Here is a 22983-nt window from a genome sequence, read left to right as displayed (position 1 = left end):
ATGGCTCATGGTCGAAATCGTCAAACCGGGGCTCGAGCACCTTCCGTCCTACAAGGCCGCCCTGGAGCGTGGCTGGTCGCCCGACAATGTGCGGCTTGAGGAAGCGACGCGCGAGCAGCTCGCGGCCATCGAGGTGGATCCGGTGGCCTTCCTGGCCGGCCTCGACGATCCGGAAGCGAAGGGGCCGCCGGTCACCTTGCCCGACGGCACGAAAGTGCCGCGGCTGCCGGGCTTCCGGCGCTGGATTTGGGACGGCGAAGCCGCAGGTTCCATCGGCTTTCGCTGGCAGCACGGCACCGCCGCACTGCCGTCGCATGTGCTCGGCCATATCGGCTATGCGGAGGTGCCGTGGAAGCGGCGGCGCGGCTATGCGACCGAAGCGCTGCGGCTGATGCTCGCCGAGGCGAGGGCGGTCGGTCTGCCCTTTGTCGAGATCACCGCCAAGCCGCATAATCCGGCGTCGCACAAGGTGATCCTGGCCAATGGCGGCAAGCTGGTCGACCGCTTCTTCGAGGACGCCGCCTATGGCGGCGCGGAAAGCCTGCGCTTCCGGATAAATCTGTAGGGCTCGGAGACGCATTGCCGGATTGATCCGTCAGCCGTCGAAATCCATCGACAAAGCGGCATCCCTCTGGTCTTCGAGTTCGGCGAGCCTGCTCCGGAGCGCGTTGCTGATCGAGGCGTAGGCGGCGGCGCCGAAGGTCAACCGCCGGGGGGCGGTATTCTGTTCGACTGAGGCGATCATCGCTTCGGCCATTTTCCGCGCATCGCCCTTCACTTCGAACGAACCTTCGACAAAAGCCCGGCGCATATCACCGACCGGCGTGTTCCCATAGGCGTCCGTAGGCTCGGCGCTGACCAGGCCGGCCGCAAAGTTTGTCCGCGCCGGTCCAGGCAGGCTGAACAAGGCCTATCCGCGCGGCCCGGTGTCGTCTACTCGGCGGCAGCGGGCAGCGGCGGCGCGGCCTTGCTGCGCCATTCCGAAACATGCGAGGCGAGCGCGACAGCCACGGCGACCAGCATGGCGATTGCGCCAATCGCCGGCAGGCTGCGGTAGCCGTAGCCGGCATTGAGCATGGCGGCTCCCAGCGAGGCTGCCAGCGCGATCCCGACATTGAAGCCGGATGGGATCAGCGAGGAGGCAAGGTTGGAGGCGTCTGCTGTCCAGGTCAGGATGCGGGTCTGGATCGGCGTGCCGATGGCAAAGTTCAGGCCACCCCAGATGACGATCGCAACGATCATCGGAACCGGGTACGGGCTGACGGCATAGATCACCGCCAGCATCACCGCCTGCAGGAAAAGCATGGTGATCAGCGACGGCATCAGCTTCCAGTCGGAAAGCTTGCCGCCGAGAAAGACGCCGATCGTGGCGCCGACGCCGTTGAGCAGCAGCACCCAGGGCACCAGGCTCTCGTCGAGGCCGGTGACTTCAAGCAATGTCGGCGTGATGTAGGTGAACAGGGTGAATTGGCCGATCATCAGCATCAGCATGAGGATCAGCGAGGTCCAGACCTGCTGGCGGGCCAGCACACGCACCTCGCGGGCGAACCCCGCCGTTCGGTTCGATGCACCTGTCGTGCGCGGCAGAAGCGCCAGCATGGCCAGGGTCGCCACCACGCCCAGCGCGCACATGACCCAGAAGGTGGCGCGCCAGCCCCACAGGGTGCCGATCGCCGTGCCGGCCGGCACACCGATGACGTTGGAGACGGTGAGGCCGGACAGGATGACCGCCACGGCCATGCCGCGCCTGTCCTCGGGAACGAGGCCGACCGCGACCACCATGGCGACGCCGAAATAGGCGCCATGCGCCACGGCCACGGCGATGCGCAAAAGCAGCATGGATAAAAAGTCGGGCGCCAGCGCGCAGGCGGCCTGGCCGATGGTGAAAGCGATGGCGAGGCCGAGCAGCAAGGCCTTGCGCGAAATGCCGTTGGTGGCGAGGGCCAATAACGGACCGCCCACTGCGATACCGCCGGCATAGCCGGAGACGAGATAGCCGGCGGTCGGAACCGAAACGCCAAGCCCTTGCGCCACTTGCGGCAGCACGCCGGCAATGACGAACTCGGTGGTGCCGAAGGCGAAGGCGGCAAAGAACAGGGCGAAGAGGGGCAGCATGACGCGAAAAGCGATCCTTGAATGAGTTGGCCTCAAATCACGGATAAGAGCCGCGGGCAATGCAGAAATTGTCGAGGCCGCTTTAGGTTTTCTTGAGCTGTTGGCCAGTTGATGCCGGCAGGGCTATGCGGCTGTCTTCCTGCCGTAAGGAATTCTCAGCCAGGCCCGCTCGTGAAAATAATAAAGTAGCGACTTGGTCACGACCTCGGTCAGGCCGATGGCCGCGGCGAGCTTGATGCTTCCGGTCACGACCAGCGAAATGATCATCGTGTCGATGGTGCCGGTAACGCGCCAGGAGAGCGCCTTGGCGAAGCTGCGCGAATGGGTATCCATCGACCGATTATCCTCCCAATAGACCGGGGTGATCCTTAGCCGAGACACCCAAGGATGAGCAAAGACTAATTTTCCTGGTTTGGCCCGAAAGGTAGAATCTGGTTCCAAGCCGCTATTCCCGACAGCAATTTTCGGCTTGCAGGCCCGGCCTAACCGGCCTTCAGCCGCGAGCCGCCGAGCAGGCCGCGTTCTTCCAGAACGGGATAGGCCATCGAGGCGAGCAGCGAGTTGATCTGCTTCAGGTCGCGGATCGTGTCGAGATGGATGGAACTGGTCTCGACGCTCTTGGCGCTGCCGTCGCGCAGCCGCACGAAATGGCTGGCGCTGGTTTCCTTCTCGCGATCGCGCAGCCGGTCCTTTTCGAGCACCAGCTGGCGGGCGGTCTCGGGATCGCGCGACACCAGGACGTTGAAGGCGAGTCGCGCATTAGCCAGCACCGAGGCATGGAAGGCGGACAGCTCGCGCCAGCCTTCGGGCGTGAATTCCAGCCCGCGTTCGAGCTTCTTCCTGACATGCACCAGCATGTTGCGTACGATGATGTCGCCGACCTGTTCGAGCTTGACGCAGGCGCCGATCAGCTCCTGGCAGCGCAATGCCTCGTCCTCGGAGAGCGGGTTCTTGGTGACCTTGGCGAGATAGAGCTTTATCGCCGCATGCTTTTTGTCGACGCGATCGTCGAGCGCAGCCAGCGCCTTGATCTTGCCGGCGTCGGCGCTCTCGTAGAGCTCGATGATGCGTTTCAGCATGATCTCGACCGTTTCACAGACACGGACCACCTCGCGGGTGGCGTTGGCCAGCGCCTGGCTCGGCGTGTCGAGAGCGCTGTCGTTGAGCGCTGACAGCTCGATGATTTCGAGCCCTTCGGCCGCCGGCTTGGTGCCCAGCGCGACGATCTTCTCCGAGGCGCGGTAGACGAGGCCGGCCAGCGGGAGGCCGGCAAGCAGGATCAGGACGTTGAACAGGATATGGGCGTTGACGATCTGGTCGGGCACGGTGGCGCCAAGAAAGGCGACCGGCGGCTCGAACGACAGGAACAGGATGAGCATGACCAGCGAGCTCATGCCGCGCATCAAGAGGTTGCCGATCGGCACCACGCGCACGGCTGGCTCCGCATTGCGGGTGAGCAGCGGCGCGATGATCGACGAGCCGAGATTGACGCCGAGCATCAGCACGATGCCGAGTTCGGGCGGGATGAAGCCACGGCCGGCAAGCGTGACCATAAGCAGGACCGCGGCGATCGAGGAATGGAACAGCCAGGTGACCAGCGCGGCCAGCAAATAGGCGGTGACCGGATCGCCGGAGAAGTAATTGACGATGACCGGCATCAGCGTGCTCTGGCGCAGCGGCTCCGACGCCTGGCCGATCATTTCGAGCGACAGGACAAGCAGGCCGATACCGACCAGGATGCGGCCGAACTGGCGCCAGTCGCGCCGTTCGGTGGCCATGAACATGACGGTGCCGGCGACAAGGCAGACCGGCACCAGCAGCGTGAGATCAAAGGTGAGCAGCTTGACCACCAGTGCCGAGCCGATCTCGGCGCCGCGCACGGCAAGCTGGCCCGACATGCCGCTGACGATGCCGGCGCCGGCGAACGAGCCGACCAGCAAGGTGACGGCGGTGGAACTTTGCAGCGCGACCGCCAGGCCGCAGCCGGCCAGGACCGCCATGAAAGGATTGCGCATGGTGGCGCGCAGCTTGTGGCGCAGCACATCGCCATAGGCGCGCTCGACGCCGGTCTTCACCATGCGGGTGGCAAACAGCATCAGGGCCACAGCGCCGGCAAGATGCAGGAGGACGACGGAGCCGCTCATGCCGGCCTCAGCAATCCGACGGGCGCCAACAGCACGTGCATCGTGATGGCGAACTGGCGGAAGAGGGTTGGAATCATGGACATTGCAAAGCCGAGATTACTCTGATTACGCTTAGCCGGATAATAATTTTTGCCCGATACGGGCTGCGGCCGGCGCGCGACAGGGCGTGTCGGAAATGGATGAATGGCAAAATGGTTGCACAGGCTGCCGCCCAGTGCGGGCCCGCTCGATCAGGTGCGGGCGATAGGTTTAACTCCGGTTTGATGAGAGTGTTGAATTAGATGATGTAAATATAGGTAATCATTACAAAAACGTAATCTGCATATTCAGTTTCGGTTCATCCTTCGGGAGCTACTGCTTGCGCATCGACAACCAGGAGTACCCACCATGAAACGCATCATTCTTTCCGCAGTCGCTCTCTCGATGCTGGCCGCCACGTCCCTGACCGGCCAGGCAGCGCCGCTCAATGCGCCTGTTGCCCCGCAGTCAAACTACAGTCAGGTCGATTGGAAGAAGCCCGGCAAGCACGTCGACGTGAAGAAGCGTGTCGTTGTGAAGAAGAAGGTCGTCGTGAAAAGGAGCCATTGGCGCAACGGCCAGAGATATTCCAGCTGGAAGCGCCACCAGCCGATCCGCGACTACGGCCGCTATGGCCTGCACCGTCCGGGCCGCGGCCAGGAGTGGATCCGGGTCGGTAACGACTACGTGCTGGTCAGCATTGCCTCCGGCATCATCTTCGGCGCCATCGCCGCGCAGTAAAGTCCCGTTGTGCCAGCCATGCTGGAACCTGAAAGAAGGCGGCCCGAAACGGCCGCCTTCTTTTTGCCCTGTGGAAACCGGGTATGGTCGGTATTCGGGGTCGTCGGACTTCGCAGGTATGATTATATGGTGGGGAAAAGAGTTCCTCATGCGCTTTCCGCCCGCCTTCCTCGACGAGATACGCGACCGCGTGCCGATTTCATCGGTTATCGGCCAGCGCGTCGCGTGGGACAGGAGGAAGACCAACGCGCCGCGTGGCGATTATTGGGCATGCTGTCCGTTCCATGGCGAGAAGAGCCCGTCCTTCCACTGCGAGGACAAGAAGGGCCGCTATCACTGCTTCGGCTGCTCGGTCTCGGGCGATCACTTCAAATTCCTCACCGAGCTTGACGGGATGAGCTTTCCCGAAGCTGTCGAGAAGATCGCCGACATGGCAGGCGTGCCGATGCCGGTGCGCGATGCCGAGGAGGAGCGGCGCGAGAAGGAACGCGCCAGCCTGACCGATGTCATGGAGATGGCGACGACCTTCTTCCAGGAGCGGCTGCAGGGACCGGAGGGCGCAAAAGCCCGCGCCTATCTGCGAGAGCGCGGGCTGACGCCGGCGACGCAGCAGTCGTTCCGCCTCGGCTACGCGCCGGACAGCCGCAATGCATTGAAGGAGCATCTTGCCGCCAAGGGCGTGCCCAAGGCCGATATCGAGGCCTGCGGTCTGGTGCGCCACGGCGACGACATTCCGGTCTCCTACGACTGGTTCCGTGACCGCATCATGTTTCCGATCCCCGATTCCAGGGGCAAGATCATTGCCTTCGGCGGGCGGGCGCTGGCGCCGGATGCGCTGGCCAAATACATGAATTCACCCGACACGGAACTCTTCCACAAGGGCAATGTGCTCTACAATTTCGCCCGCGCCCGCCAAGCGCTGGGAAAGGGGGCTTTGGCCAAGGGCGGCACCGTCATTGCCGTCGAAGGCTATATGGACGTGATCGCGCTGGCCCAGGCCGGCTTCGAGAATGTCGTGGCGCCGCTCGGCACAGCGCTCACCGAAAACCAGCTCGAACTTCTGTGGCGGATGGCCGGCGAGCCAGTCTTATGCTTCGACGGCGATCAGGCCGGGCTGAAGGCGGCATGGCGGGCCGCCGACATGGCGCTGCCGGCGGTTCAGGCCGGCCGTTCGGCGCGTTTTGCGCTGCTGCCGGAAGGCAAGGATCCGGACGACCTGGTCAAGGCCGAGGGCCCGGACGCGTTCCGCGCGGTGCTTGCCGAAGCGCGGCCGCTCGCCGACCTTTTGTGGATGCGCGAAACATCGGTCGGCGTCTTCGACACGCCGGAGCGGCGGGCGGAACTGGAAAAGACGCTGCGCGAACTGACCAGCCGCATCCGCGACGAGAGCCTGCGCTATCACTACCAACAGGAGATGCGCGAGCGGGTGCTGAGCTTCTTCGGCAGCCAGCGCGGCGGGCGCCAAGGCGGCCGGCCAGGCGAGCGCTTCCAGGGCAAGGGTGCGGCGCCGGGCGGACAGTTCGCACGCGGCGGCAATGCCGGCGGCCGCACCGCGATCACGGAAAGCCTTGGCCGCTCTGCGCTGGTCAAGCGCGGCGCAGAGGGCATGTCGGTGCGCGAGGCGACGATCATCGTGGCGCTGATCAACCATCCGGCGCTGATCGACGAGAATTTCGCCCACGTCGAATTTCTCGATCTCGCCAACACCGACCTGAGGCGGCTGCATGCGGCAATCCTCGATGCGATGGCGCATGACATGGCCGACGACCGCAATGCGGTCATCGCGACGATCGAGCGGGCCGGCTGCGGCGAGATCTGGGAACGCGCGGTGGCGCTGATCAAGCGCGCGCGGCAATGGCCGGCGCTGGAAACCGCGGGACTTGACGATGCTCGCGATGCCTTCAACCAGGCGCTGCACTTGCAGCGCAGCGCGCGCACCTTACATAGAGAGCTGAAACAGGCGCAGGCAACGCTCGATCAGGATCCCTCGGACGAAAACTTCCGGCATCTGCTCGAGATTCAGGCGCAATTCAATGATGTACAAGCAACGGAAGCGCTAATCGAAGGGTTCGGCGTGTCCTCGGGCAGGGCTGGACGCGCATAGGTAAAACCTGCGCAAAGAATGAAGTGGAAACGGGCGGCGCGTCGAATCGACGCCTCTAAGTCGGGTAATTGATTCGCTTTTTTCATGCGAATCATGCGAGAGGCGCTTGACCTTCTTGCAGAATGGCGGAATCAGGACGATTCGAAACGTTAACCCGTGCCCGGCGTCGACGGGAAATGAGCGATGTAAGGCTTTGGTTACTGGACAGGCCGACGTCCTGCCACAGATATCAGGGTTAATCTGGACTTAATGCATGATGCCCAAAAGTGGACACCGGTTTTGGGGCAACGGGCATAAAAACAAAGACTTGATGCGGTTACTGGCCCGGTGAAGCGCGTTTGAAGCGAGCGCATCCGATTTGACCGGCCCGGCAGCTTACGCGGCTTAGATACGCAGCCGCTTGGAGACGATAAAGAATGGCGACAAAGGAAAAGGAAGAGGTCGAGACCGAACGTGAAGGCGCCACCGATGGCCCCTTGCTCGACCTTTCCGACGATGCTGTCAAGAAGATGATCAAGGCCGCCAAGAAGCGCGGCTATGTCACCATGGACGAATTGAATTCGGTGCTGCCCTCGGAGGAAGTGACCTCCGAGCAGATCGAGGACACGATGGCCATGCTCTCCGACATGGGCATCAATGTGGTCGAGGACGACGAGCAGGGCGAGGAAACCGAAGCCGCCGACACGACCGCCGACGCCGAGGAGGACGCCAACGAGCTGGCCGAGCAGACCGGCACGGCGGTTGCGGCCACCACCACCAAGAAGGAACCGACCGACCGCACCGACGACCCGGTCCGTATGTATCTGCGCGAGATGGGCTCGGTCGAGCTTTTGTCGCGCGAGGGTGAGATCGCGATCGCCAAGCGCATCGAGGCCGGCCGCGAGACGATGATCGCGGGCCTGTGCGAAAGCCCGCTGACCTTCCAGGCCATCATCATCTGGCGCGACGAGCTCAACGAATCCAAGATCCTTTTGCGCGAGATCATCGACCTCGAGGCGACCTATGCCGGGCCGGAAGCCAAGCAGGCGCCAGTGGTCGAGCGGGTCGAAGAGGTCGCCAAGGTCGAGGACAAGCCGCGCCGTTCGCGCGACGAGGAAGAAGACATCACCAATGTCGGTGGCGACACGCGCGGCCTGACTGACGACGACGAGGAAGACGAGGACGAGGCCAGCCTGTCGCTGGCGGCGATGGAAGCCGAACTGCGTCCGCAGGTGATGGAGACGCTCGACGTCATCGCCGACACCTACAAGAAGTTGCGCAAGCTGCAGGACCAGCAGGTCGAGAACCGGCTGGCCGCCGCCGGCACCTTGTCGCCCAGCCAGGATCGCCGGCTGAAGGAGCTGAAGGACCAACTCATCAAGGCGGTCAAGTCGCTGTCCCTGAACACGGCGCGCATCGAGGCGCTGGTCGAGCAGCTCTATGACATCAACAAGCGTCTGGTGCAGAACGAGGGCAAGCTGCTCAGGCTCGCCGAAAGCTATGGCGTGCGCCGCGAGGAGTTCCTGAAGGAATATCAGGGCTCGGAACTCGACCCGAACTGGACGCGCTCGATCGGCAATCTGACCTCGCGCGGCTGGAAGGAATTCACCAAGAACGAGAAGGACGCGATCCGCGACCTGCGCGCCGAAATCCAGAACCTCGCCACCGAAACGGCGATCTCGATCCTGGAATTCCGCAAGATCGTCAACCAGGTGCAGAAGGGCGAGCGCGAAGCCGCGATCGCCAAGAAGGAAATGGTGGAGGCGAACCTGCGCCTGGTCATTTCCATCGCCAAGAAATACACCAATCGCGGCCTGCAGTTCCTCGACCTGATCCAGGAAGGCAATATCGGCCTGATGAAGGCGGTCGACAAATTCGAATACCGCCGCGGCTACAAATTCTCGACCTACGCGACCTGGTGGATCCGGCAGGCGATTACCCGTTCGATCGCCGACCAGGCGCGCACCATCCGCATTCCGGTGCACATGATCGAGACGATCAACAAGATCGTGCGCACCTCGCGCCAGATGCTGCATGAAATCGGCCGCGAGCCGACGCCGGAGGAACTGGCCGAAAAGCTCGCCATGCCGCTGGAAAAAGTGCGCAAGGTATTGAAGATCGCCAAGGAGCCGATCTCGCTCGAAACGCCGGTCGGCGACGAGGAGGATTCGCATCTCGGCGACTTCATCGAGGACAAGATGGCAATCCTGCCGATCGACGCGGCTATCCAGGCCAATCTGCGCGAGACCACCACGCGCGTGCTGGCTTCGCTGACGCCGCGCGAGGAGCGCGTGCTCAGAATGCGCTTCGGCATCGGCATGAACACCGATCACACGCTGGAAGAGGTCGGCCAGCAATTCTCGGTCACCCGAGAGCGTATCCGCCAGATCGAAGCCAAGGCGCTGCGCAAGCTCAAGCATCCAAGCCGCTCGCGCAAGCTCAGGAGCTTCCTCGACAGCTGAGGCCGGCAATTGGCCATGCATGAATTGAAGGGCGCCGATGGCGCCCTTTTTCATTCTTGCGGCTCGTGCCGGTCGGGAGGATAATTTCATGTCGGATGCATTTCTGGGCGACAACCCGGATGCCCGCCCCGGCGTTGGCCGTGAACGGCCAACCGCCGTGCTCCGTGGCGCCGGAGGGAGGTGTGCCATGACGACTTACATCGTGCTGATCAACTGGACGGAACAGGGCGCCAAGAATGTGCGCGACTCGCCGAAGCGGCTCGATGCCGCCAAGAAGCTGCTGGGAGACATGGGTGGCACGTTCAAGGCGTTCTACCTGACCATGGGCGAATGCGACATGGTGGCGGTGGTCGAGGCGCCGGACGACGCGGTGCTCGCCCGTTTCGCGCTGATCCTGGCGGCAGGCGGCAACGTGAAGACGCGGACGCTCAAGGCTTTCCCGGAGTTCGCCTATCGCGAGATCATCGCCTCGCTCGGGTGAGCTCTTGCAGGCTCAAGCGTACAGGCGTGTCGCACAGATTGAGAAGCTTCGTGGGAAGTTTGCAGTCAGGCGTCGCTTGACGGCGCCTGATCTGACGATATGAGAGGAAATGCTCCTCTCGCTCGAGAAAAACTTCATTTTCATCCACATCCCGAAGACGGCCGGGTCGTCGATCACGCATGCGCTCAGACCATGGTGCCTGAAGCCGAAGCGGACGCAGTGGCGGCGTCTCTTGTCGCATCTGCCGGTTCGCGAGACGCCGGAAAAGGCCGTGCTCAGACAGCACGACAAGGCGGACTGGGTACGGCGCAAGCTGCCCTATCCGCTCTACGAGGGCGCCTGCAAGTTCGCCGTGGTGCGCAATCCTTTCGATCTGGCCGTCTCCAACTATCATCACTTGCGCAGAAGCACGACGCGGCGTCGGCATCGCCAGGCCCAGAACTGGGACTTCAAGACGTTCCTGCGCTATCTCGAACGCAAGAACCGGTTTATGCGCGTGGATCAGACGAGCTGGATTTCGGACCGGCGCGGAAACCTGATCGTCGACGAGGTCCTGCGCTTCGAAAGGCTAGCCGAAGAATTCAATATCATGGTGGGAAGGCTCGGACTGCCTGGCGAGATAAAGCTTCCCCGGACGAACGTCAGCACGCCTTTCGACTATCGCGCGCATTACGATGACGAAGCCAGGAGCATCGTCCAACGGCTCTATTCCAGGGATTTCGAGCGTTTCGGCTACGCATTCTGATTTTGCAAGAGCAGGACAGGATGCGGCATTGTGATAGGATGGGGCATGGCCGAACCGCATTCATATCTGTGGCCCGGTGTGCCGCTCGCTCTCGGCTCTGCCGCCTTGTTTGGCGCAGCGCCTCCGCTCTCCAAATTACTGCTCAATACGGTCGATCCTTTCATGCTGGCCGGCCTGCTCTATTTCGGCGCGGGTATCGGGCTGGCCATCTATCGGCTGCTCCGGGGGAGGGAGGCGAAAGCCAGCGAAGCACAACTCGACCGAAAGGATATTCCATGGCTGGCGCTGGCGATCGGCATGGGTGGTGTCGTCGCGCCTGTGCTGCTGATGTTCGGTCTCACGCTCAACACGGCGTCCAGTTCGGCTTTGCTGCTCAACCTTGAAGGCCTGGCGACGATGGCGATCGCCTGGGTCGTCTACCGCGAGAATGTCGACCGGCGGCTGCTTTTCGGCGCCTTCGCTATACTTGCCGGTGCGGTCCTGTTGTCTTGGGAAGGCAACGGTGTTGCCTTCAACCTGGGTGCCCTGCTTGTTGCCGGCGCTTGCGCGGCGTGGGGACTGGACAATAATTTCACGCGCAAAATCTCGGCAACCGATCCGGTCGTGATCGCGATGCTCAAGGGATTGGTGGCAGGCATTGTCAATCTCGGGCTGGGCCTCGTTGCCGGCGCGTCGCTTCCCGCCGCACCCTTTGTCGCCGCTGCGGCCGCAGTCGGCTTCTTCGTCATCGGTGTCAGCCTGGTGATGTTCATCCTGGCACTGCGTCATCTCGGTACGGCGCGAACAGGTGCCTACTACTCGCTTGCGCCCTTCATCGGAGCTTTGCTTGCAATCGCCATCCTTGGTGATCCCTTGTCGCTCAGGCTGGCGATTGCGGGGCTTTTGATGGGCGTCGGCCTTTGGCTGCATCTGTCGGAGCGCCACGAGCACGAGCACGAGCACGAGGCGCTGGAACACGAACACAGCCATGTGCATGACGAGCATCACAGGCACGACCATGACGGGCACGACCATGATGGAGCGGTGACGGAGCCGCATTCGCACTGGCACCGGCATTCGCCGATGCGTCACAAGCATCCGCATTATCCAGATATGCATCACCGGCATGATCACGCCTAGATGCTGACCGTCTGGTACAATACCCGCTGTCCGGTCTGCGATGCCGGCATTGCCAGACAGAAGCGGCGGCTGATCGAAGCGGTCAAGGCCGGCCGCATCGCGTTTCGCGACATCAATGCCGAACCAGCGGCACTGGCCGGCTACGGCGTGTCGCTGGAGGACATCCGCCGCCGGCTGCACGCAACCGACGCCGACGGCAGGCTGCTGGCCGGCGCCGATGTCGCGATTGCCGTCTGGAAGGCCACGCCGGGCGAGGGTTGGCTGGCAACGCTGCTCGGCAACCCCGTCGCGCTGCCGCTGACGCGCTTTATCTATGATCGCTTCGCCGATCTCCTCTATGGCTGGAACCGGCACAAGGGCCGCTGGTAGCGCTTAACAAGTCAATCCCGCTGGCGCCGTTCCAGATACATCGTAAGATATATCTTGACTCACACGTCCTGTTTGCCTAACTAAGATATATCGTAAGACATAACTTAGGAGAAAACGATGCACAAACATGATAATTTCGGGCATCATCATTTCGGCGAGCACCCCTTGCGCGCCTTCATGCATATGGCCGGCAGGTTCGGCGGTCGTGGCGGCGGCTTCGGCCCGTTCGGCCATGGCGGTCGTGGCGGCGGACGCGGCGGGCCGGGCGACATGTTCCGCGCCGGGCGGATGCTGGCCGACGGCGATCTCAAGCTGATTACGCTGTCGCTGCTGGCCGAGGCGCCGCGCCACGGCTATGACATCATCAAGGCGCTGGAGGAGCGCACCAGCGGCGTCTACAGCCCAAGTCCAGGCGTGGTCTATCCGACGCTGACCTTCCTGGAAGAGGCCGGCTATGCCGTCTCGTCGGCGGAAGGCAACAAGAAGGTGTTCTCGATCACCGATGCCGGGCAGGCGCATCTCGACGAAAACCGCGAGATGATCGACCACGTGCTCGACCACCTCGAGCGTTTCGGCCGCAAGATGGCCAAGGCGCGCGACTGGTTCGGCTGGAACGACGACGGCGAGGATGGCGGGCGGCGTGGCCGCGGCCGTTCGGAAAAGCGCGACGAATTCCGTGCTGTGCGCCACCGCCTGCGCGCGGCGCTCAGCGACATCGTCGATGCGTCCGAAGAAAAGCAGGCCCAGGCGATGAGCATCCTGGAAGACACCGCCGAAGCCCTCGAGGCGCTGTCGCGCCGCTGACCTCCAGCAGGCGAGCTGCCGCATCGGCCCGAAAATCGGAACCGATTTTCGAAAAGCACGATGCGTAGATTCAAGATGTTAGAGCGTACTTTGTGCGTCCAAGTGGACGCACGTCGCTCTATGCGGCCCTTGCCCGTTTCGCCAAGGCCCGGTAGTGAAAATCACCCTGTGCCGCGCTATGTGGTGCAGGGTGGTTGCTGTTGGAGGATACCCCATGTCTTTTCTGAAGCGTCTTTTCGGCGGCGGTGGCGGCAGTGACGCCGGCGAACCGAAAAGTGCAGCCCCGGCAAAGCAGGTCGAGCACAAGGGATTCCTGATCAGCGCAACGCCCTACAAGACGGATGGCCAGTACCAGACCTGCGGCGTGGTTTCGAAAGAGATCGACGGCGTAATAAAGGAACACAAATTCATCCGCGCCGACCGGTTCACCGGGCTGGACGACGCCGTCGACATCTCGATCAAGAAGGGCATGCAACTGGTCGATGAGCAGGGCGAGAAGATTTTCGGATAGTTTGACGAATGACGATGTCGCCCGGCTTCGGAGCGACGTCAGAAAGAAACCTTGTCGCCGCCCTTGAGTTGCAGGATCTGCCGCGCCTCGTCGGGCGTGGCGACGGAGGCGCCGAGCCCCTCAATGATCTGGCGGACCTTCCTCACCTGATCGGCGTTGGATTTCGCCAATTGCCCCTTGCCGATCCACAGCGAGTCCTCGAGCCCGACCCGGACATTGCCGCCCAGCGCGATGGCCTGCGTGGCGATGGGGAGCTGATTGCGGCCGGCGCCGAGCACCGACCAATGATAGTCGTTGCCGAACAGGCGGTCAGCCGTGCGCTTCATATGCGCCACGTCTTCCGGATAAGCGCCGATGCCGCCCAATATGCCGAACACGCTCTGCACGAAGAAAGGCGCCTTCACCAGGCCGCGCTCGACGAAATGGGCAAGCGTATAGAGATGGCCGATGTCGTAGCATTCGATTTCGAAACGGGTGCCATTTTGCGCGCAGGTCCGCAGGATATGCTCGATGTCGCCGAAGGTGTTGCGGAAGATGCGGTCGCGCGAGCCTTCGAGATAGGGCCGCTCCCAGTCATGCTGGAATGTCGTGAATCGCTCCAGCATCGGATAAAGGCCGAAATTCATCGACCCCATGTTCAACGAGGCAACTTCCGGGGCGAAGGTCGCGGCTGGCTTGACCCGCTCCTCGACGGTCATGGTCGCGGCGCCGCCGGTGGTGATGTTGACCACGCAGTCGGAGCGCTGCTTGATCACCTGCAGAAAAGGCGCGAAGGCTTCTGTCGATTGATCGGGCCGGCCGTCGGCGGGGTTGCGCGCATGAAGATGGACGATGGCCGCGCCGGCTTCGGCCGCCTCGATCGCTGCCTGTGCGATTTCCTGCGCCGTTACCGGCAGATGCGGCGACATTGACGGTGTATGGATCGATCCCGTTACCGCACAGGTGATGATGATCTTGTTCTGATTGGCCACGTCTCGAATTCCTTGCCTTGTCTGACCGCGCCCTATTTGACCGCACCCTATTTGACTGCGCCCCTGGGTGATACCCGATATGAACTGCTTCGACAGCACCACATAAGCAGTGTTATCGGCAGCGCCGCCAGTGTCAGCCGGGCGAAACGTCAGCACCAGCGCTCAGCCTGGACCGATAGGCCGACAAGGCGATTCCAGGGTTGACCGGCCAGATGCCACCGTGCCAGGCGACAAATGCAAAAAGCAGGCGCCGGGGCGCCTGCCTTCTTCAACTCGATGACTGATGGCCGATGCTTTATGCCGCCGTTGCGACACGCTCGCTTGTGGCCGTGACCACCGCATCGACCTTAGCTGTTGCCTTGGCCAGGGCGGCTTCGACCGTGTCCGGGCCCATGGCGACGCCTTCGATGCGGATGACGTCGATATCGGTCATGCCGATGAAGCCGAGCACGCTACGCAAATAAGGAATGGCGTGGTCCATCTGCACGGCGGCGCCTTCGGAATAGATGCCGCCGGAAGCGAGCACGATATAGACCTTCTTGCCGGTGACGAGACCCTTCGGGCCATTCTCACCATAGACGAAGCTCTTGCCGGAACGGGTGACATGATCGACCCAGGACTTCAGGGTCGAGGAGATGTTGAAATTGATGAAGCCGGTGGCCAGGATGATGGTGTCGGCGGCGAGCAGTTCTTCGAGCACAGCATCGGAAACGCCGACCACTTCCGCCTGACGCGGCGTGCGGGATTCAACCGGCGTATAGATGCCGGTCGAATAGTCGGGATCGATATGCGGCAGCGGATTGGCGACGAGGTCGCGCACGACAAGCGTTGCCGAGGGATCGGCGGCAACCAGCTTGTCGGCAAATTCGGTAGCGATGCGGGTCGAGTGCGAGGCGCTGCCGCGCGGGCTCGAGGTAACAAGAAGAATGGACATGGCGGGCTCTCCAGCGGGTGAATTGTCCCGCCACATGTGGGGCCATCGACCTATTCGTAAAACTGGTATATTTTATATGTAACCCATCTAATTTTTGGATATGTGAATGCAGCCCAATCCGACGCTCGATCAACTTCAGGTGCTTGTTGCGGTGGCCGAAGCCGGCAGTTTTTCGGCCGCCGGCCGCAAGCTTAACCGGGCCCAGTCCGTCATCAGTTACACCATTGCCAATCTTGAAGCCCAGCTGGGGCTGAAACTCTTCGAGCGCGAGGGCACGCGCGAGCCGCAACTGACCGAGATCGGCCGGGCGGTGCTGGAGGATGCGCGGCGCATGGTCGGCATGCTGCAGCGTATCCGTTCGCGCGTCGACGGCCACCATCAGGGGCTGGAGGCGGAAGTGGCGCTGTCGGTCGACGCGACACTGCCGTCACCGGTTCTGGTTCGGGTGCTGAAGGCGTTCGAGGCGCAGTTTCCAACCGTGATGCTGCGCCTGCATATCGGCACGCTCGGCCTGATCCCCGATCATGTCGTCAATGGACAGGCCGATCTCGGCATCGGCGGCCTGCTGGGCGAGGTCGACGCGCATCTTGTGCGCATCGGCTTCATGTCGATGGTGCCGGCCGCCGCGCCCAACCATCCGCTGGCGCTGCTTCCCAAGCCGGTGCCGCTCGAGGAGGTGCGCGAACATATCCAGCTCGTCGTCTCCGACCAGTCCGAGCGCACCAAGGGGCGCGACTACGGCGTCTTTGCCTACCGCACCTGGCGGCTGACGGATGTGCGGACCAAGCACACGCTGATGCGCGAAGGATTGGGCTGGGGCGGCTTGCCGCGATGGCTGATCGCCGACGATCTGGCCAGCGGCCGGCTGGTGGAGCTCGATCTGGAACCTTACAACGAGGTGCGCTCGCCGCTTTATGCCATGCACCGGGCTGACCGCAGTCCGAAACCGGCGGCGGCCTGGCTGATCGACCAGTTCAAGCGCCAGCTTGGCTGTTTCAACGAGTTCGAGCCGGGCGAGGTGCCTGATGAGGAACCGGGGACAGCCCATCAATCAACGCCATGAGAACGGCGCGATAGTCGTCGGCTGAAGCGCCGGCATCGACCGCAAGAGCAGCACGGTCGAAGGCGGCCGCAAACAGCGCAGTCAGCGCTTCCACCGGCAATTTCACCATGGATTGCGCGCGCATCGCCGCCACGAGGCCTTCGCGCAGGGTACGGTTGCCGTGGCGGTTGTCGATCTCGTCCATGGCGGCGCGGCCGAGCACGGCTGGTCCGTCAAGCAGCAAGAGCCGCGTGCGGCCTGGCGCGCGCATGGCGGCGAGGTAGGCATCGGAGCCGGCAATCAGCGCGTCGCGGGCAAACAGCGACGGCGGCGAGGCGCGCTCGATCTCTTCGGCGACAACCGCCGCCTCCTGCTCGACCACGGCGGCAAACAGCGCCTGCTTGTCGGCAAAATGGTGGTAGAGCGCGCCGCGCGTAACGCCGGCCGCGGCGACGATCTCCGGCGTGCCGGTCTCGGCATAGGATTTTTCGGTGAACAGTTTGCGTGCCGCCGCGATGAGGTCGGCACGCGTTGCTTCGGTGCGATCACGGTTGGAACGGCGCCCGGATTTCTGTTGCATACATACAGCCTGTATGTTAATAACATTTACATACAGAGTGTATGTGATCTAGCGGGAGAAGGAAAGATGAAGACAACGAGCTATTATCCAGTGCTGATGACGGGCGACGTGGCCGGCACGAAGGCCTTTTATATCAAGCACTTCAGCTTCAAGCCACTGTTTGCGAGCGACTGGTATGCGCATTTGCAATCTGTCGAGGACCGTCGCGTCAATCTCGGTATCGTCCATGGCGACCACGAGACGATCCCGGAAGAGGGGCGTGGCCGCACGTCGGGCCTGCTGATCAACTTCGAGGTCAGGGATCCGGACGCGGTCTACGAACGGATCCTTGCCGCCGGCCTGCCGATCCTGCGATCCTTGTGCGACGAGCCCTTCGGCCAGCGCCATTTCATCACGAAAGACCCCAATGGCGTGCTGATCGACGTGATCAAGCCGATCCCGCCGAGCCCGGAGTTCCTGGCGCAGTTTGTTGAAGGAGCAGCGGGAACCTGAACGACCGCTCTGGCAGGAACTGTCGGCAGAGGTGAGGCGACGGCTCCAGCCGCGTGACCGGACTGGCATTCGCGGTCTATGGTGAGCTTGGCAATTCTGGGCCCTTTTCCATGCGTGAAACCTGCATCGTCCGCGCACCCTCCAACCTTGGTCTTCGTCCGCTGCGGCCGGGTCACGTACCGGGGACGTGGCGCGCACCGCAGGCGCTGACCGAAGCCGGCTTGATCGAGATGCTTTCGCCCGCCAAGCTGGTCGATCTCGATCGGCCCGCCTACAGCACCGAGCCACAGCTGGGTACCCGGTTGCGCAACGGCAACGCGATACGCAGCTTCAATCTGGAGCTTGCGGAGATCGTCGCCAGCGCCCTCGGACGGGGCGAGTTACCGCTGGTCGTCGGCGGTGATTGCGCGATTCTGCTTGGCGCGCTGGCCGCAGCGCGGCGTTCTGGTCCGCTCGCGCTGATCCATGTCGACGGCCACAGCGATTTCCGCCACCCCGGCAACTACGATATCAACGCATCACTCGGCTCGGCCGCGGGTATGGATCTTGCGCTCGCCACCGGACGTGGCGAGCCCTTGCTGACCGACTGGCCTGATATCGCCGGGCCGCTTGTTGCGGACGAACAGGTGATCCAGATCGGCGAACGCGAGAACCGTAATCCCGACTTCGCCTGGCCGGACATCAATTCGACCGCGATGACGCTGATCGACGTCTTTGCCGCGCGAGAGCTTGGCGCGGCAAAGGTCCTCAAAAAGACCCGGGCAACGCTGGCGCGAACCGGCTGGCCGTATTGGGTGCATTTCGACGTCGATGCACTCGATCAGACCGTGATGCCGGCGGTGGATTCGCCGGGCAGCCCCGGCATCAATCCGGACGATCTCGTCGTCGTCCTCGCGGCGCTGGTGGCGGACCCGCGCTGCGCCGGAATGGACATCACGATCTTCGATCCGGATCTCGATCCGACCGGCGAGCTGGCAGTGCTGCTGGTTTCGCTGCTTGGCCGGGTCTTTCAGCTTCGCGCCACCGGCATCAGCGTGACCTGAGCAATGCCGGAGCGGCGCACCACCGTGCACAGCGTCTCGCGGCCGATACGCTCGGCGTCGAGCATGCGCACGAGGTCGTCGACGCCGCTCACCGGGCGGCCGTCGATGGCGGCGATGATGTCGCCCTCCTTCAGGCCGGCCTTGGCCGCCGGGCTGTTCTTCTCGACGCTGCGCAGCCGCACCGCCGTGCTGCTCGACACTTGCGACAGAAGTGCTGCGCGGCGCGGCAGACTGGTGGTGTCGGCGGAGACGCCAATGAAGGCGCGGCGGACGCGGCCGAAGCGGATGATCTCCGAAATGACGAAATTGGCGGTGTTGGAGGCAACCGCGAAAGCGATGCCTTGCGCGCCGTGGATCATGGCGGTGTTGACGCCGATGACCTCGCCCGCCGAGGACACCAGGGGTCCGCCTGAATTGCCGGGGTTGAGCGCCGCGTCGGTCTGGATGACGTCGTCGATCAGCCGGCCGGTGGAGGCGCGCATCGAGCGGCCGAGCGCCGAGACGACGCCCGATGTGACGGTCCACTCGAAGCCGAGCGGATTGCCGATGGCGATCGCAATCTGGCCGCGCCGCAGGCGTTTGGAATCGCCAAGCGGCGCGACATCGGCAAAGTTGCCGTCGGCCCGCACCAGCGCAATGTCGGTGTCTGGGTCGCGACCGAGCACACGGCCTTCCCGCGAGGCGCCATCCGGCATCGAGACGCGCACCGCGCGCGCATCGCCAACGACGTGGAAGTTGGTGACGACCAGTCCGTCCTGGGCAATGACGAAGCCGGAGCCATGGCCGCCGGCGCCGCCGATGCGCTCGATGCGGCAGACGGCCGGACCGATGCGGTCGACAGCATCTGCGACCGTCGTCGAATAGGCATCGAGCAGGTCGTCGTCGGGTTGCAGTTTCTGGGCGGCGAGGGCCATCGGCGGGGCTCTGTGTTATCGGGCTGAATTGTAACTATATGTGCGGAGCGGCTCGTGCGGCCGCGACCTGACCAGATGGCCAGTGCGCAGCTCAACTAGCCGTCAGGCGAGTACCGGCCAACGTGCTGCCGAGCGATATCTGGGGCATGAGAAAACCCAGGAGACAAATAATGAGCGATTTCAACCTGAGCGCATTTTCCGACGCCGTTGCCGATATCGCCGCCAAGGCGGCGCCAGCGACAGCGAGCTTCGCCACGCATCACCATCGCACAGCCAGCGCTTTCCATTGGCGCGACGGCTACTTCGTCACCGCCGAGGAGGCGGTGGAAACCGGCGAGGAGATCGAGCTGACGCTGGCTTCGGGCGAGACCGTGAAGGCCGAGCTGGTCGGCCGCGATCCATCGACCGGTGTCGCGCTGCTGAAGCCGGCCGCTGCCGCTGACGTGCACTCACTGGCCAGGGCGGAGGTCGTGCGGCCTGGTAATCTGGCCGTCACGGTCGGTAACAGCGAAGGTGCCGCGCTTGCCGTATTCGGCACGGTCGGCGAGGTTGGTCCTGTCTGGCGTTCGATGCGCGGCGGCACGATCGACCGGCGCATCAATCTGGCCGTCAATGCCGGCGGTCGTTTCGAGGGCGGCCCGGTGCTCGATGGCAAGGGCGCGCTGATAGGCATGCTCCTGTTCGGGCCGCGCCGGCGGGCGCTGGTGATGCCTTACGAGACGATCGAACGGGCAGTGGCGACGCTGCGCGAGAAGGGCCATGTCGCGCGCGGTTATCTCGGCGCCGGCCTGCATCCGGTCCGCGATCGCGACGCTTATAGCGCGATGGTGATGAGCCTTGATGACAATGGCCCGGCAAAAGCGGCCGGCCTCTTGCTCGGCGACATCATCGTGGCGTGGAACGGCGAGGCCGTGCACGGTCCGCGCGACCTGATCCGCAGACTTGGGCCGGACAGCGCCGGCGCCCCGGTAACGCTCGGCGTGGTGCGCGGCGGCGAGCAGCGTGACGTCGCGGTCACAATCGGCGAGAAGCCGCTGAGCTGAGGCATCCATGGCCGTTGAGGCGATCATAAGGGACAGGACCGCGGATGGCGTGGTCGCGGAACAGCGGCTGACCGTGCTGATCGCGCTTGCCGATGCGGCGCATGCCGGGCACCTGTCCTCGGCGCTCGCTGCGAGCGGGGATATCCTGCCGGTCACGGCCGGCAGCGGCGGTGGCGGCGAGCGAGCGGATGTCGCTGTCGTCGACGAGCGGAACCTGCAACGCTTGGCCATCGACCCCGCCATGCCTCGGGTGCTGCTATCCCAACGGGCCGGCCACGAGCCGCCAGCCGACAATCTTTTCGCCGTGCTGCCGGCGGCGGCCGACGACTTGTTGGTCGCCGCTGCCGTTCGGCTTGCCGCGGCAGGTTACCGGATTTCCGACGGGTCCCGCCGCATGACGGGCAGGCATGATGATTTCGCTTTCCACGACGGCGACGCGCTGGACGAGGAGCCGGTCGACGATGGAGCCGTTCGGCCGGCGCTTTCGCCGCGTGAGAGCGAGGTGCTGGCGCTCCTGGCCGAAGGCGCGCCCAATAAGGTGATCGCGCGCCGGCTGAACATTTCCGTACACACGGCAAAATTCCATGTCGCGGCGATCCTGATCAAGCTTGGCGCCGCCAATCGCACCGACGCGATCGCTATCGCCATGCGGCAGGGCCTGGTGCTTGTCTGACCTACACGGCCGGTTCGATATCGGTCAACCGGAAATCGTCACCCTTGAACAGCAGCGGCATGGCTTCGAGCCGGGCCGTGGCATAGGCAATGCAGTCGCCGAAGTTCAGTGCAGCCGGATGCCGGCCCTTGCCATATCGCAGGAAGGCCTGACGGGCGACCGCGGCGTGGTCGGCGGTGAAGGCGATCGTCTCGATCGAGGCGGTGTGCAGGAATGCTTCCAAGCGATCGATAATCTGGTCCTGCCAGCGGCCGACGAGCACCATTGTCGTTTCAAGCAGCGCCGGTGCCGGAAGCAAACGTCTTTCAGCCTGGGCAATTGCCAAGACGAAACGGTCATAGCCTGGTTCTGTGCGCAAAATGGCGACCAACGCCGAAGAATCGACGATCATCGCGTTGGGATTCCCAGTTCGTCGTAACCGAGGATTTCATCGTCGCTCATCGCGTCTTCGCGCTCAGGTATTTGTGCGGCCCTTTCAGCAATCGCCATCAAGCGCTGAAAAAGGTCACTGTTCTCATCGCGCGGCACAAGCCGCTCGCGTGCAACTTCGCGCTCGAGGCTTTGCCGGATGGCTTCCGTCACCGACACGCGGCGGCGGCGAGCGAGTTCGCGGGCCAGTTGCTCGACTTCCAAGTTCTTAATCGACAGAGCCATTCTATCATCTACCTATTTATATAGAATATATACCGACCATTCGGCTAATCCAACAGCTGTCAGCAGAGACCCGGGCCAGCGTCCGCAGCGTCACCATGGCTTCGAGCAGCAAGGTCTTGTATCCGCAAGCGGGCGAGGGCAAGGATCGCGCAAGAGGCATAACGAGGCGGAGCAAAAATGTCGCTCAAGGGAAAGACGCTGTTCATCTCCGGCGGGTCGCGCGGCATCGGCCTGGCGATCGCGCTGCGTGCGGCGCGTGACGGCGCCAATGTGACGATCGCCGCCAAGACCGCCGAGCCGCACCCGAAGCTGCCGGGCACGATCCATACGGCGGCGCAAGAGATCGAGCAGGCCGGCGGCAAGGCCTTGCCTGTTCTGTGCGACATACGCGAGGAGGGGCAGGTTGCCGAGGCGGTCGCCAGAACCGTCGAAAAATTTGGCGGCATCGACATCTGCGTCAACAATGCCAGCGCCATCCAGCTCACCGGCACGCTGGAGACCGACATGAAGCGCTACGATCTGATGCATCAGATCAATACGCGCGGCACCTTCCTGGTTTCCAAAATGTGCATACCACACCTGAAGTTGGCCAAGAATGCTCATATTTTGAATCTGGCGCCGCCGCTCGACATGAAGGCCAAGTGGTTCAAGAACCATGTCGCCTATACGATGGCCAAGTTCGGCATGTCGATGTGCACGCTGGGCATGAGCGCGGAGTTCGCCAAGGACGGCATCGCGGTCAACTCGCTGTGGCCGATCTCGACCATCGACACGGCTGCGGTGCGCAATCTTCTCGGCGGCGCGACGGTTGTGGCGATGAGCCGTTCGCCCGACATCATGGCCGATGCCGCGCATGCGATCTTCATGCGGCCATCGCGCGAGGCGACCGGCAATTTCTACATCGACGAGGAGGTGCTGCGCGCCGAGGGCGTCAGCGATTTTTCAATCTATGCGCCCGCTGCGACCGGCCCGCTCGCCGGCGACTTCTTCGTGCCGGACGAGGTGTTCGCGAATTCAGAGACGAGCATCAAAAGAATCTACTAGT

At 63.2% G+C, this 22983-nt stretch carries 26 protein-coding genes; 16 read left to right on the top strand and 10 right to left on the bottom strand.

Translation table 11 applies throughout. From position 1 onward, the window contains the following. Nucleotides 1–7 precede the first annotated feature (7 nt). Nucleotides 8–565, top strand: coding sequence for a GNAT family N-acetyltransferase (locus MESS2_RS25980; protein WP_008877553.1), 558 nt, complete (start codon nucleotides 8–10; stop codon nucleotides 563–565). 30 nt (nucleotides 566–595) lie between these two features. Here the strand turns inward: MESS2_RS25980 and MESS2_RS25975 are convergent, their stop codons facing one another. The 4 genes from MESS2_RS25975 to MESS2_RS25960 form a co-directional block, all read right to left on the bottom strand. Beyond that, nucleotides 596–907, bottom strand: a complete 312-nt coding sequence (locus MESS2_RS25975) for a Rossmann-fold NAD(P)-binding domain-containing protein (RefSeq protein ID WP_008877552.1) — start codon at nucleotides 905–907, stop codon at nucleotides 596–598. A 26-nt stretch (nucleotides 908–933) separates the two neighbouring features. Next, nucleotides 934–2115, bottom strand: coding sequence for an MFS transporter (locus tag MESS2_RS25970; protein WP_008877551.1), 1182 nt, complete (start codon nucleotides 2113–2115; stop codon nucleotides 934–936). Nucleotides 2116–2238: 123 nt separating this feature from the next. Next, entirely contained in the window at nucleotides 2239–2448 is a 210-nt protein-coding gene (locus MESS2_RS25965; RefSeq protein WP_008877550.1) for a DUF2061 domain-containing protein, read from the bottom strand. 149 nt (nucleotides 2449–2597) lie between these two features. Next, on the bottom strand, nucleotides 2598–4259 hold the full coding sequence (locus MESS2_RS25960; RefSeq protein WP_008877549.1) for a Na/Pi cotransporter family protein: 1662 nt from the start codon (nucleotides 4257–4259) through the stop codon (nucleotides 2598–2600). Between the two features lie 387 nt (nucleotides 4260–4646). On the opposite strand from MESS2_RS25960, the gene MESS2_RS25955 reads away from it, so the two are divergent. The 9 genes from MESS2_RS25955 (at nucleotide 4647) to MESS2_RS25915 (ending at nucleotide 13592) form a co-directional block, all read left to right on the top strand. Next, nucleotides 4647–5018 carry an RcnB family protein gene (locus MESS2_RS25955; protein WP_008877547.1) on the top strand — a complete coding sequence of 124 codons (372 nt, stop codon included), beginning with the start codon at nucleotides 4647–4649 and terminating at the stop codon, nucleotides 5016–5018. Between the two features lie 148 nt (nucleotides 5019–5166). Then, the gene (dnaG, locus tag MESS2_RS25950; RefSeq protein ID WP_008877546.1) at nucleotides 5167–7122 is read left to right on the top strand and encodes a DNA primase; all 1956 of its coding nucleotides are present in this window, start codon (nucleotides 5167–5169) and stop codon (nucleotides 7120–7122) included. Nucleotides 7123–7538: 416 nt separating this feature from the next. Further along, nucleotides 7539–9563 (top strand): RNA polymerase sigma factor RpoD, encoded by a 2025-nt coding sequence (gene rpoD / locus MESS2_RS25945; protein WP_008877545.1) that lies wholly within the window; start codon nucleotides 7539–7541, stop codon nucleotides 9561–9563. A gap of 187 nt (nucleotides 9564–9750) precedes the next feature. Next, the gene (locus tag MESS2_RS25940; RefSeq protein WP_008877544.1) at nucleotides 9751–10044 is read left to right on the top strand and encodes a GYD domain-containing protein; all 294 of its coding nucleotides are present in this window, start codon (nucleotides 9751–9753) and stop codon (nucleotides 10042–10044) included. A gap of 109 nt (nucleotides 10045–10153) precedes the next feature. Next, a complete protein-coding gene (locus MESS2_RS25935; protein ID WP_008877543.1) occupies nucleotides 10154–10789 on the top strand; it encodes a sulfotransferase family 2 domain-containing protein in 636 nt (211 codons plus the stop codon). Between the two features lie 45 nt (nucleotides 10790–10834). Continuing rightward, on the top strand, nucleotides 10835–11908 hold the full coding sequence (locus MESS2_RS25930; protein WP_008877542.1) for a DMT family transporter: 1074 nt from the start codon (nucleotides 10835–10837) through the stop codon (nucleotides 11906–11908). Continuing rightward, entirely contained in the window at nucleotides 11909–12277 is a 369-nt protein-coding gene (locus tag MESS2_RS25925; RefSeq protein ID WP_008877541.1) for a thiol-disulfide oxidoreductase DCC family protein, read from the top strand. It abuts the gene before it with no gap. A gap of 117 nt (nucleotides 12278–12394) precedes the next feature. Further along, nucleotides 12395–13081, top strand: coding sequence for a PadR family transcriptional regulator (locus MESS2_RS25920; RefSeq protein ID WP_008877540.1), 687 nt, complete (start codon nucleotides 12395–12397; stop codon nucleotides 13079–13081). A 214-nt stretch (nucleotides 13082–13295) separates the two neighbouring features. Beyond that, a complete protein-coding gene (locus tag MESS2_RS25915) occupies nucleotides 13296–13592 on the top strand; it encodes an HlyU family transcriptional regulator (protein ID WP_008877538.1) in 297 nt (98 codons plus the stop codon). A 38-nt stretch (nucleotides 13593–13630) separates the two neighbouring features. Here the strand turns inward: MESS2_RS25915 and kce are convergent, their stop codons facing one another. Continuing rightward, nucleotides 13631–14563, bottom strand: coding sequence for a 3,5-dioxohexanoate:acetyl-CoA acetone transferase (kce, locus tag MESS2_RS25910; protein WP_008877537.1), 933 nt, complete (start codon nucleotides 14561–14563; stop codon nucleotides 13631–13633). Nucleotides 14564–14858: 295 nt separating this feature from the next. Beyond that, nucleotides 14859–15497 (bottom strand): FMN-dependent NADH-azoreductase, encoded by a 639-nt coding sequence (locus tag MESS2_RS25905; protein WP_008877536.1) that lies wholly within the window; start codon nucleotides 15495–15497, stop codon nucleotides 14859–14861. Between the two features lie 106 nt (nucleotides 15498–15603). Between MESS2_RS25905 and MESS2_RS25900 the strand changes: the two genes are divergently transcribed. Next, on the top strand, nucleotides 15604–16560 hold the full coding sequence (locus MESS2_RS25900) for a LysR family transcriptional regulator (protein WP_008877535.1): 957 nt from the start codon (nucleotides 15604–15606) through the stop codon (nucleotides 16558–16560). Here MESS2_RS25900 and MESS2_RS25895 read toward each other — a convergent pair. Further along, nucleotides 16493–17119: a TetR/AcrR family transcriptional regulator gene (locus MESS2_RS25895; RefSeq protein WP_008877534.1), complete on the bottom strand. Its 627-nt coding sequence runs from the start codon at nucleotides 17117–17119 to the stop codon at nucleotides 16493–16495. The genes MESS2_RS25900 and MESS2_RS25895 overlap by 68 nt on opposite strands. Nucleotides 17120–17185: 66 nt before the next feature. On the opposite strand from MESS2_RS25895, the gene MESS2_RS25890 reads away from it, so the two are divergent. Further along, complete coding sequence (locus MESS2_RS25890) at nucleotides 17186–17611, top strand: VOC family protein (protein ID WP_008877533.1); 426 nt, start codon at nucleotides 17186–17188, stop codon at nucleotides 17609–17611. A 110-nt stretch (nucleotides 17612–17721) separates the two neighbouring features. After that, a complete protein-coding gene (locus tag MESS2_RS25885; RefSeq protein ID WP_040594054.1) occupies nucleotides 17722–18654 on the top strand; it encodes an arginase family protein in 933 nt (310 codons plus the stop codon). Here the strand turns inward: MESS2_RS25885 and MESS2_RS25880 are convergent. After that, the gene (locus MESS2_RS25880) at nucleotides 18621–19568 is read right to left on the bottom strand and encodes a S1C family serine protease (protein WP_008877531.1); all 948 of its coding nucleotides are present in this window, start codon (nucleotides 19566–19568) and stop codon (nucleotides 18621–18623) included. The two genes, MESS2_RS25885 and MESS2_RS25880, sit on opposite strands and share 34 nt — an antisense overlap. 170 nt (nucleotides 19569–19738) lie before the next feature. Here MESS2_RS25880 and MESS2_RS25875 point away from each other — a divergent pair, with 170 nt between their 5' ends. Together MESS2_RS25875 and MESS2_RS33095 are read left to right on the top strand one after the other, a co-directional pair. After that, nucleotides 19739–20611 carry a S1C family serine protease gene (locus MESS2_RS25875; RefSeq protein WP_008877530.1) on the top strand — a complete coding sequence of 291 codons (873 nt, stop codon included), beginning with the start codon at nucleotides 19739–19741 and terminating at the stop codon, nucleotides 20609–20611. Nucleotides 20612–20618: 7 nt separating this feature from the next. Then, nucleotides 20619–21284 (top strand): helix-turn-helix transcriptional regulator, encoded by a 666-nt coding sequence (locus tag MESS2_RS33095; RefSeq protein WP_008877529.1) that lies wholly within the window; start codon nucleotides 20619–20621, stop codon nucleotides 21282–21284. A 1-nt stretch (nucleotide 21285) separates the two neighbouring features. Here MESS2_RS33095 and MESS2_RS25865 read toward each other — a convergent pair whose 3' ends face one another. After that, nucleotides 21286–21675, bottom strand: a complete 390-nt coding sequence (locus MESS2_RS25865; RefSeq protein WP_008877528.1) for a type II toxin-antitoxin system VapC family toxin — start codon at nucleotides 21673–21675, stop codon at nucleotides 21286–21288. After that, nucleotides 21672–21938 carry a type II toxin-antitoxin system VapB family antitoxin gene (locus MESS2_RS25860; RefSeq protein ID WP_008877527.1) on the bottom strand — a complete coding sequence of 89 codons (267 nt, stop codon included), beginning with the start codon at nucleotides 21936–21938 and terminating at the stop codon, nucleotides 21672–21674. Before MESS2_RS25860 ends, MESS2_RS25865 begins: the two co-directional genes overlap by 4 nt. A 177-nt stretch (nucleotides 21939–22115) precedes the next feature. Between MESS2_RS25860 and MESS2_RS25855 the strand changes: the two genes are divergently transcribed. Beyond that, on the top strand, nucleotides 22116–22982 hold the full coding sequence (locus MESS2_RS25855; RefSeq protein WP_008877526.1) for an SDR family oxidoreductase: 867 nt from the start codon (nucleotides 22116–22118) through the stop codon (nucleotides 22980–22982). Nucleotide 22983 lies beyond the last annotated feature (1 nt).

This window comes from Mesorhizobium metallidurans STM 2683 (assembly GCF_000350085.1).
Classification (GTDB): Bacteria; Pseudomonadota; Alphaproteobacteria; order Rhizobiales; family Rhizobiaceae; genus Mesorhizobium; species Mesorhizobium metallidurans.
The sequence above is the reverse complement of the archived record's forward strand: the minus strand, read 5'-3'. Positions and strand labels throughout refer to the sequence as shown.

What these genes read in the sequence shown, in the direction of transcription:
- MESS2_RS25980 (WP_008877553.1), top strand. Translation starts at nt 8, where the DNA reads ATGGTCGAAATCGTCAAACCGGGGCTCGAGCACCTTCCGTCCTACAAG.
- MESS2_RS25970 (WP_008877551.1), bottom strand. Translation starts at nt 2,115, where the DNA reads ATGCTGCCCCTCTTCGCCCTGTTCTTTGCCGCCTTCGCCTTCGGCACC.
- MESS2_RS25965 (WP_008877550.1), bottom strand. Translation starts at nt 2,448, where the DNA reads ATGGATACCCATTCGCGCAGCTTCGCCAAGGCGCTCTCCTGGCGCGTT.
- MESS2_RS25960 (WP_008877549.1), bottom strand. Translation starts at nt 4,259, where the DNA reads ATGAGCGGCTCCGTCGTCCTCCTGCATCTTGCCGGCGCTGTGGCCCTG.
- MESS2_RS25955 (WP_008877547.1), top strand. Translation starts at nt 4,647, where the DNA reads ATGAAACGCATCATTCTTTCCGCAGTCGCTCTCTCGATGCTGGCCGCC.
- dnaG (WP_008877546.1), top strand. Translation starts at nt 5,167, where the DNA reads ATGCGCTTTCCGCCCGCCTTCCTCGACGAGATACGCGACCGCGTGCCG.
- rpoD (WP_008877545.1), top strand. Translation starts at nt 7,539, where the DNA reads ATGGCGACAAAGGAAAAGGAAGAGGTCGAGACCGAACGTGAAGGCGCC.
- MESS2_RS25940 (WP_008877544.1), top strand. Translation starts at nt 9,751, where the DNA reads ATGACGACTTACATCGTGCTGATCAACTGGACGGAACAGGGCGCCAAG.
- MESS2_RS25935 (WP_008877543.1), top strand. Translation starts at nt 10,154, where the DNA reads ATGCTCCTCTCGCTCGAGAAAAACTTCATTTTCATCCACATCCCGAAG.
- MESS2_RS25930 (WP_008877542.1), top strand. Translation starts at nt 10,835, where the DNA reads ATGGCCGAACCGCATTCATATCTGTGGCCCGGTGTGCCGCTCGCTCTC.
- MESS2_RS25925 (WP_008877541.1), top strand. Translation starts at nt 11,909, where the DNA reads ATGCTGACCGTCTGGTACAATACCCGCTGTCCGGTCTGCGATGCCGGC.
- MESS2_RS25920 (WP_008877540.1), top strand. Translation starts at nt 12,395, where the DNA reads ATGCACAAACATGATAATTTCGGGCATCATCATTTCGGCGAGCACCCC.
- MESS2_RS25915 (WP_008877538.1), top strand. Translation starts at nt 13,296, where the DNA reads ATGTCTTTTCTGAAGCGTCTTTTCGGCGGCGGTGGCGGCAGTGACGCC.
- MESS2_RS25905 (WP_008877536.1), bottom strand. Translation starts at nt 15,497, where the DNA reads ATGTCCATTCTTCTTGTTACCTCGAGCCCGCGCGGCAGCGCCTCGCAC.
- MESS2_RS25900 (WP_008877535.1), top strand. Translation starts at nt 15,604, where the DNA reads ATGCAGCCCAATCCGACGCTCGATCAACTTCAGGTGCTTGTTGCGGTG.
- MESS2_RS25895 (WP_008877534.1), bottom strand. Translation starts at nt 17,119, where the DNA reads ATGCAACAGAAATCCGGGCGCCGTTCCAACCGTGATCGCACCGAAGCA.
- MESS2_RS25890 (WP_008877533.1), top strand. Translation starts at nt 17,186, where the DNA reads ATGAAGACAACGAGCTATTATCCAGTGCTGATGACGGGCGACGTGGCC.
- MESS2_RS25885 (WP_040594054.1), top strand. Translation starts at nt 17,722, where the DNA reads ATGCGTGAAACCTGCATCGTCCGCGCACCCTCCAACCTTGGTCTTCGT.
- MESS2_RS25880 (WP_008877531.1), bottom strand. Translation starts at nt 19,568, where the DNA reads ATGGCCCTCGCCGCCCAGAAACTGCAACCCGACGACGACCTGCTCGAT.
- MESS2_RS25875 (WP_008877530.1), top strand. Translation starts at nt 19,739, where the DNA reads ATGAGCGATTTCAACCTGAGCGCATTTTCCGACGCCGTTGCCGATATC.
- MESS2_RS33095 (WP_008877529.1), top strand. Translation starts at nt 20,619, where the DNA reads ATGGCCGTTGAGGCGATCATAAGGGACAGGACCGCGGATGGCGTGGTC.
- MESS2_RS25865 (WP_008877528.1), bottom strand. Translation starts at nt 21,675, where the DNA reads ATGATCGTCGATTCTTCGGCGTTGGTCGCCATTTTGCGCACAGAACCA.
- MESS2_RS25860 (WP_008877527.1), bottom strand. Translation starts at nt 21,938, where the DNA reads ATGGCTCTGTCGATTAAGAACTTGGAAGTCGAGCAACTGGCCCGCGAA.
- MESS2_RS25855 (WP_008877526.1), top strand. Translation starts at nt 22,116, where the DNA reads ATGTCGCTCAAGGGAAAGACGCTGTTCATCTCCGGCGGGTCGCGCGGC.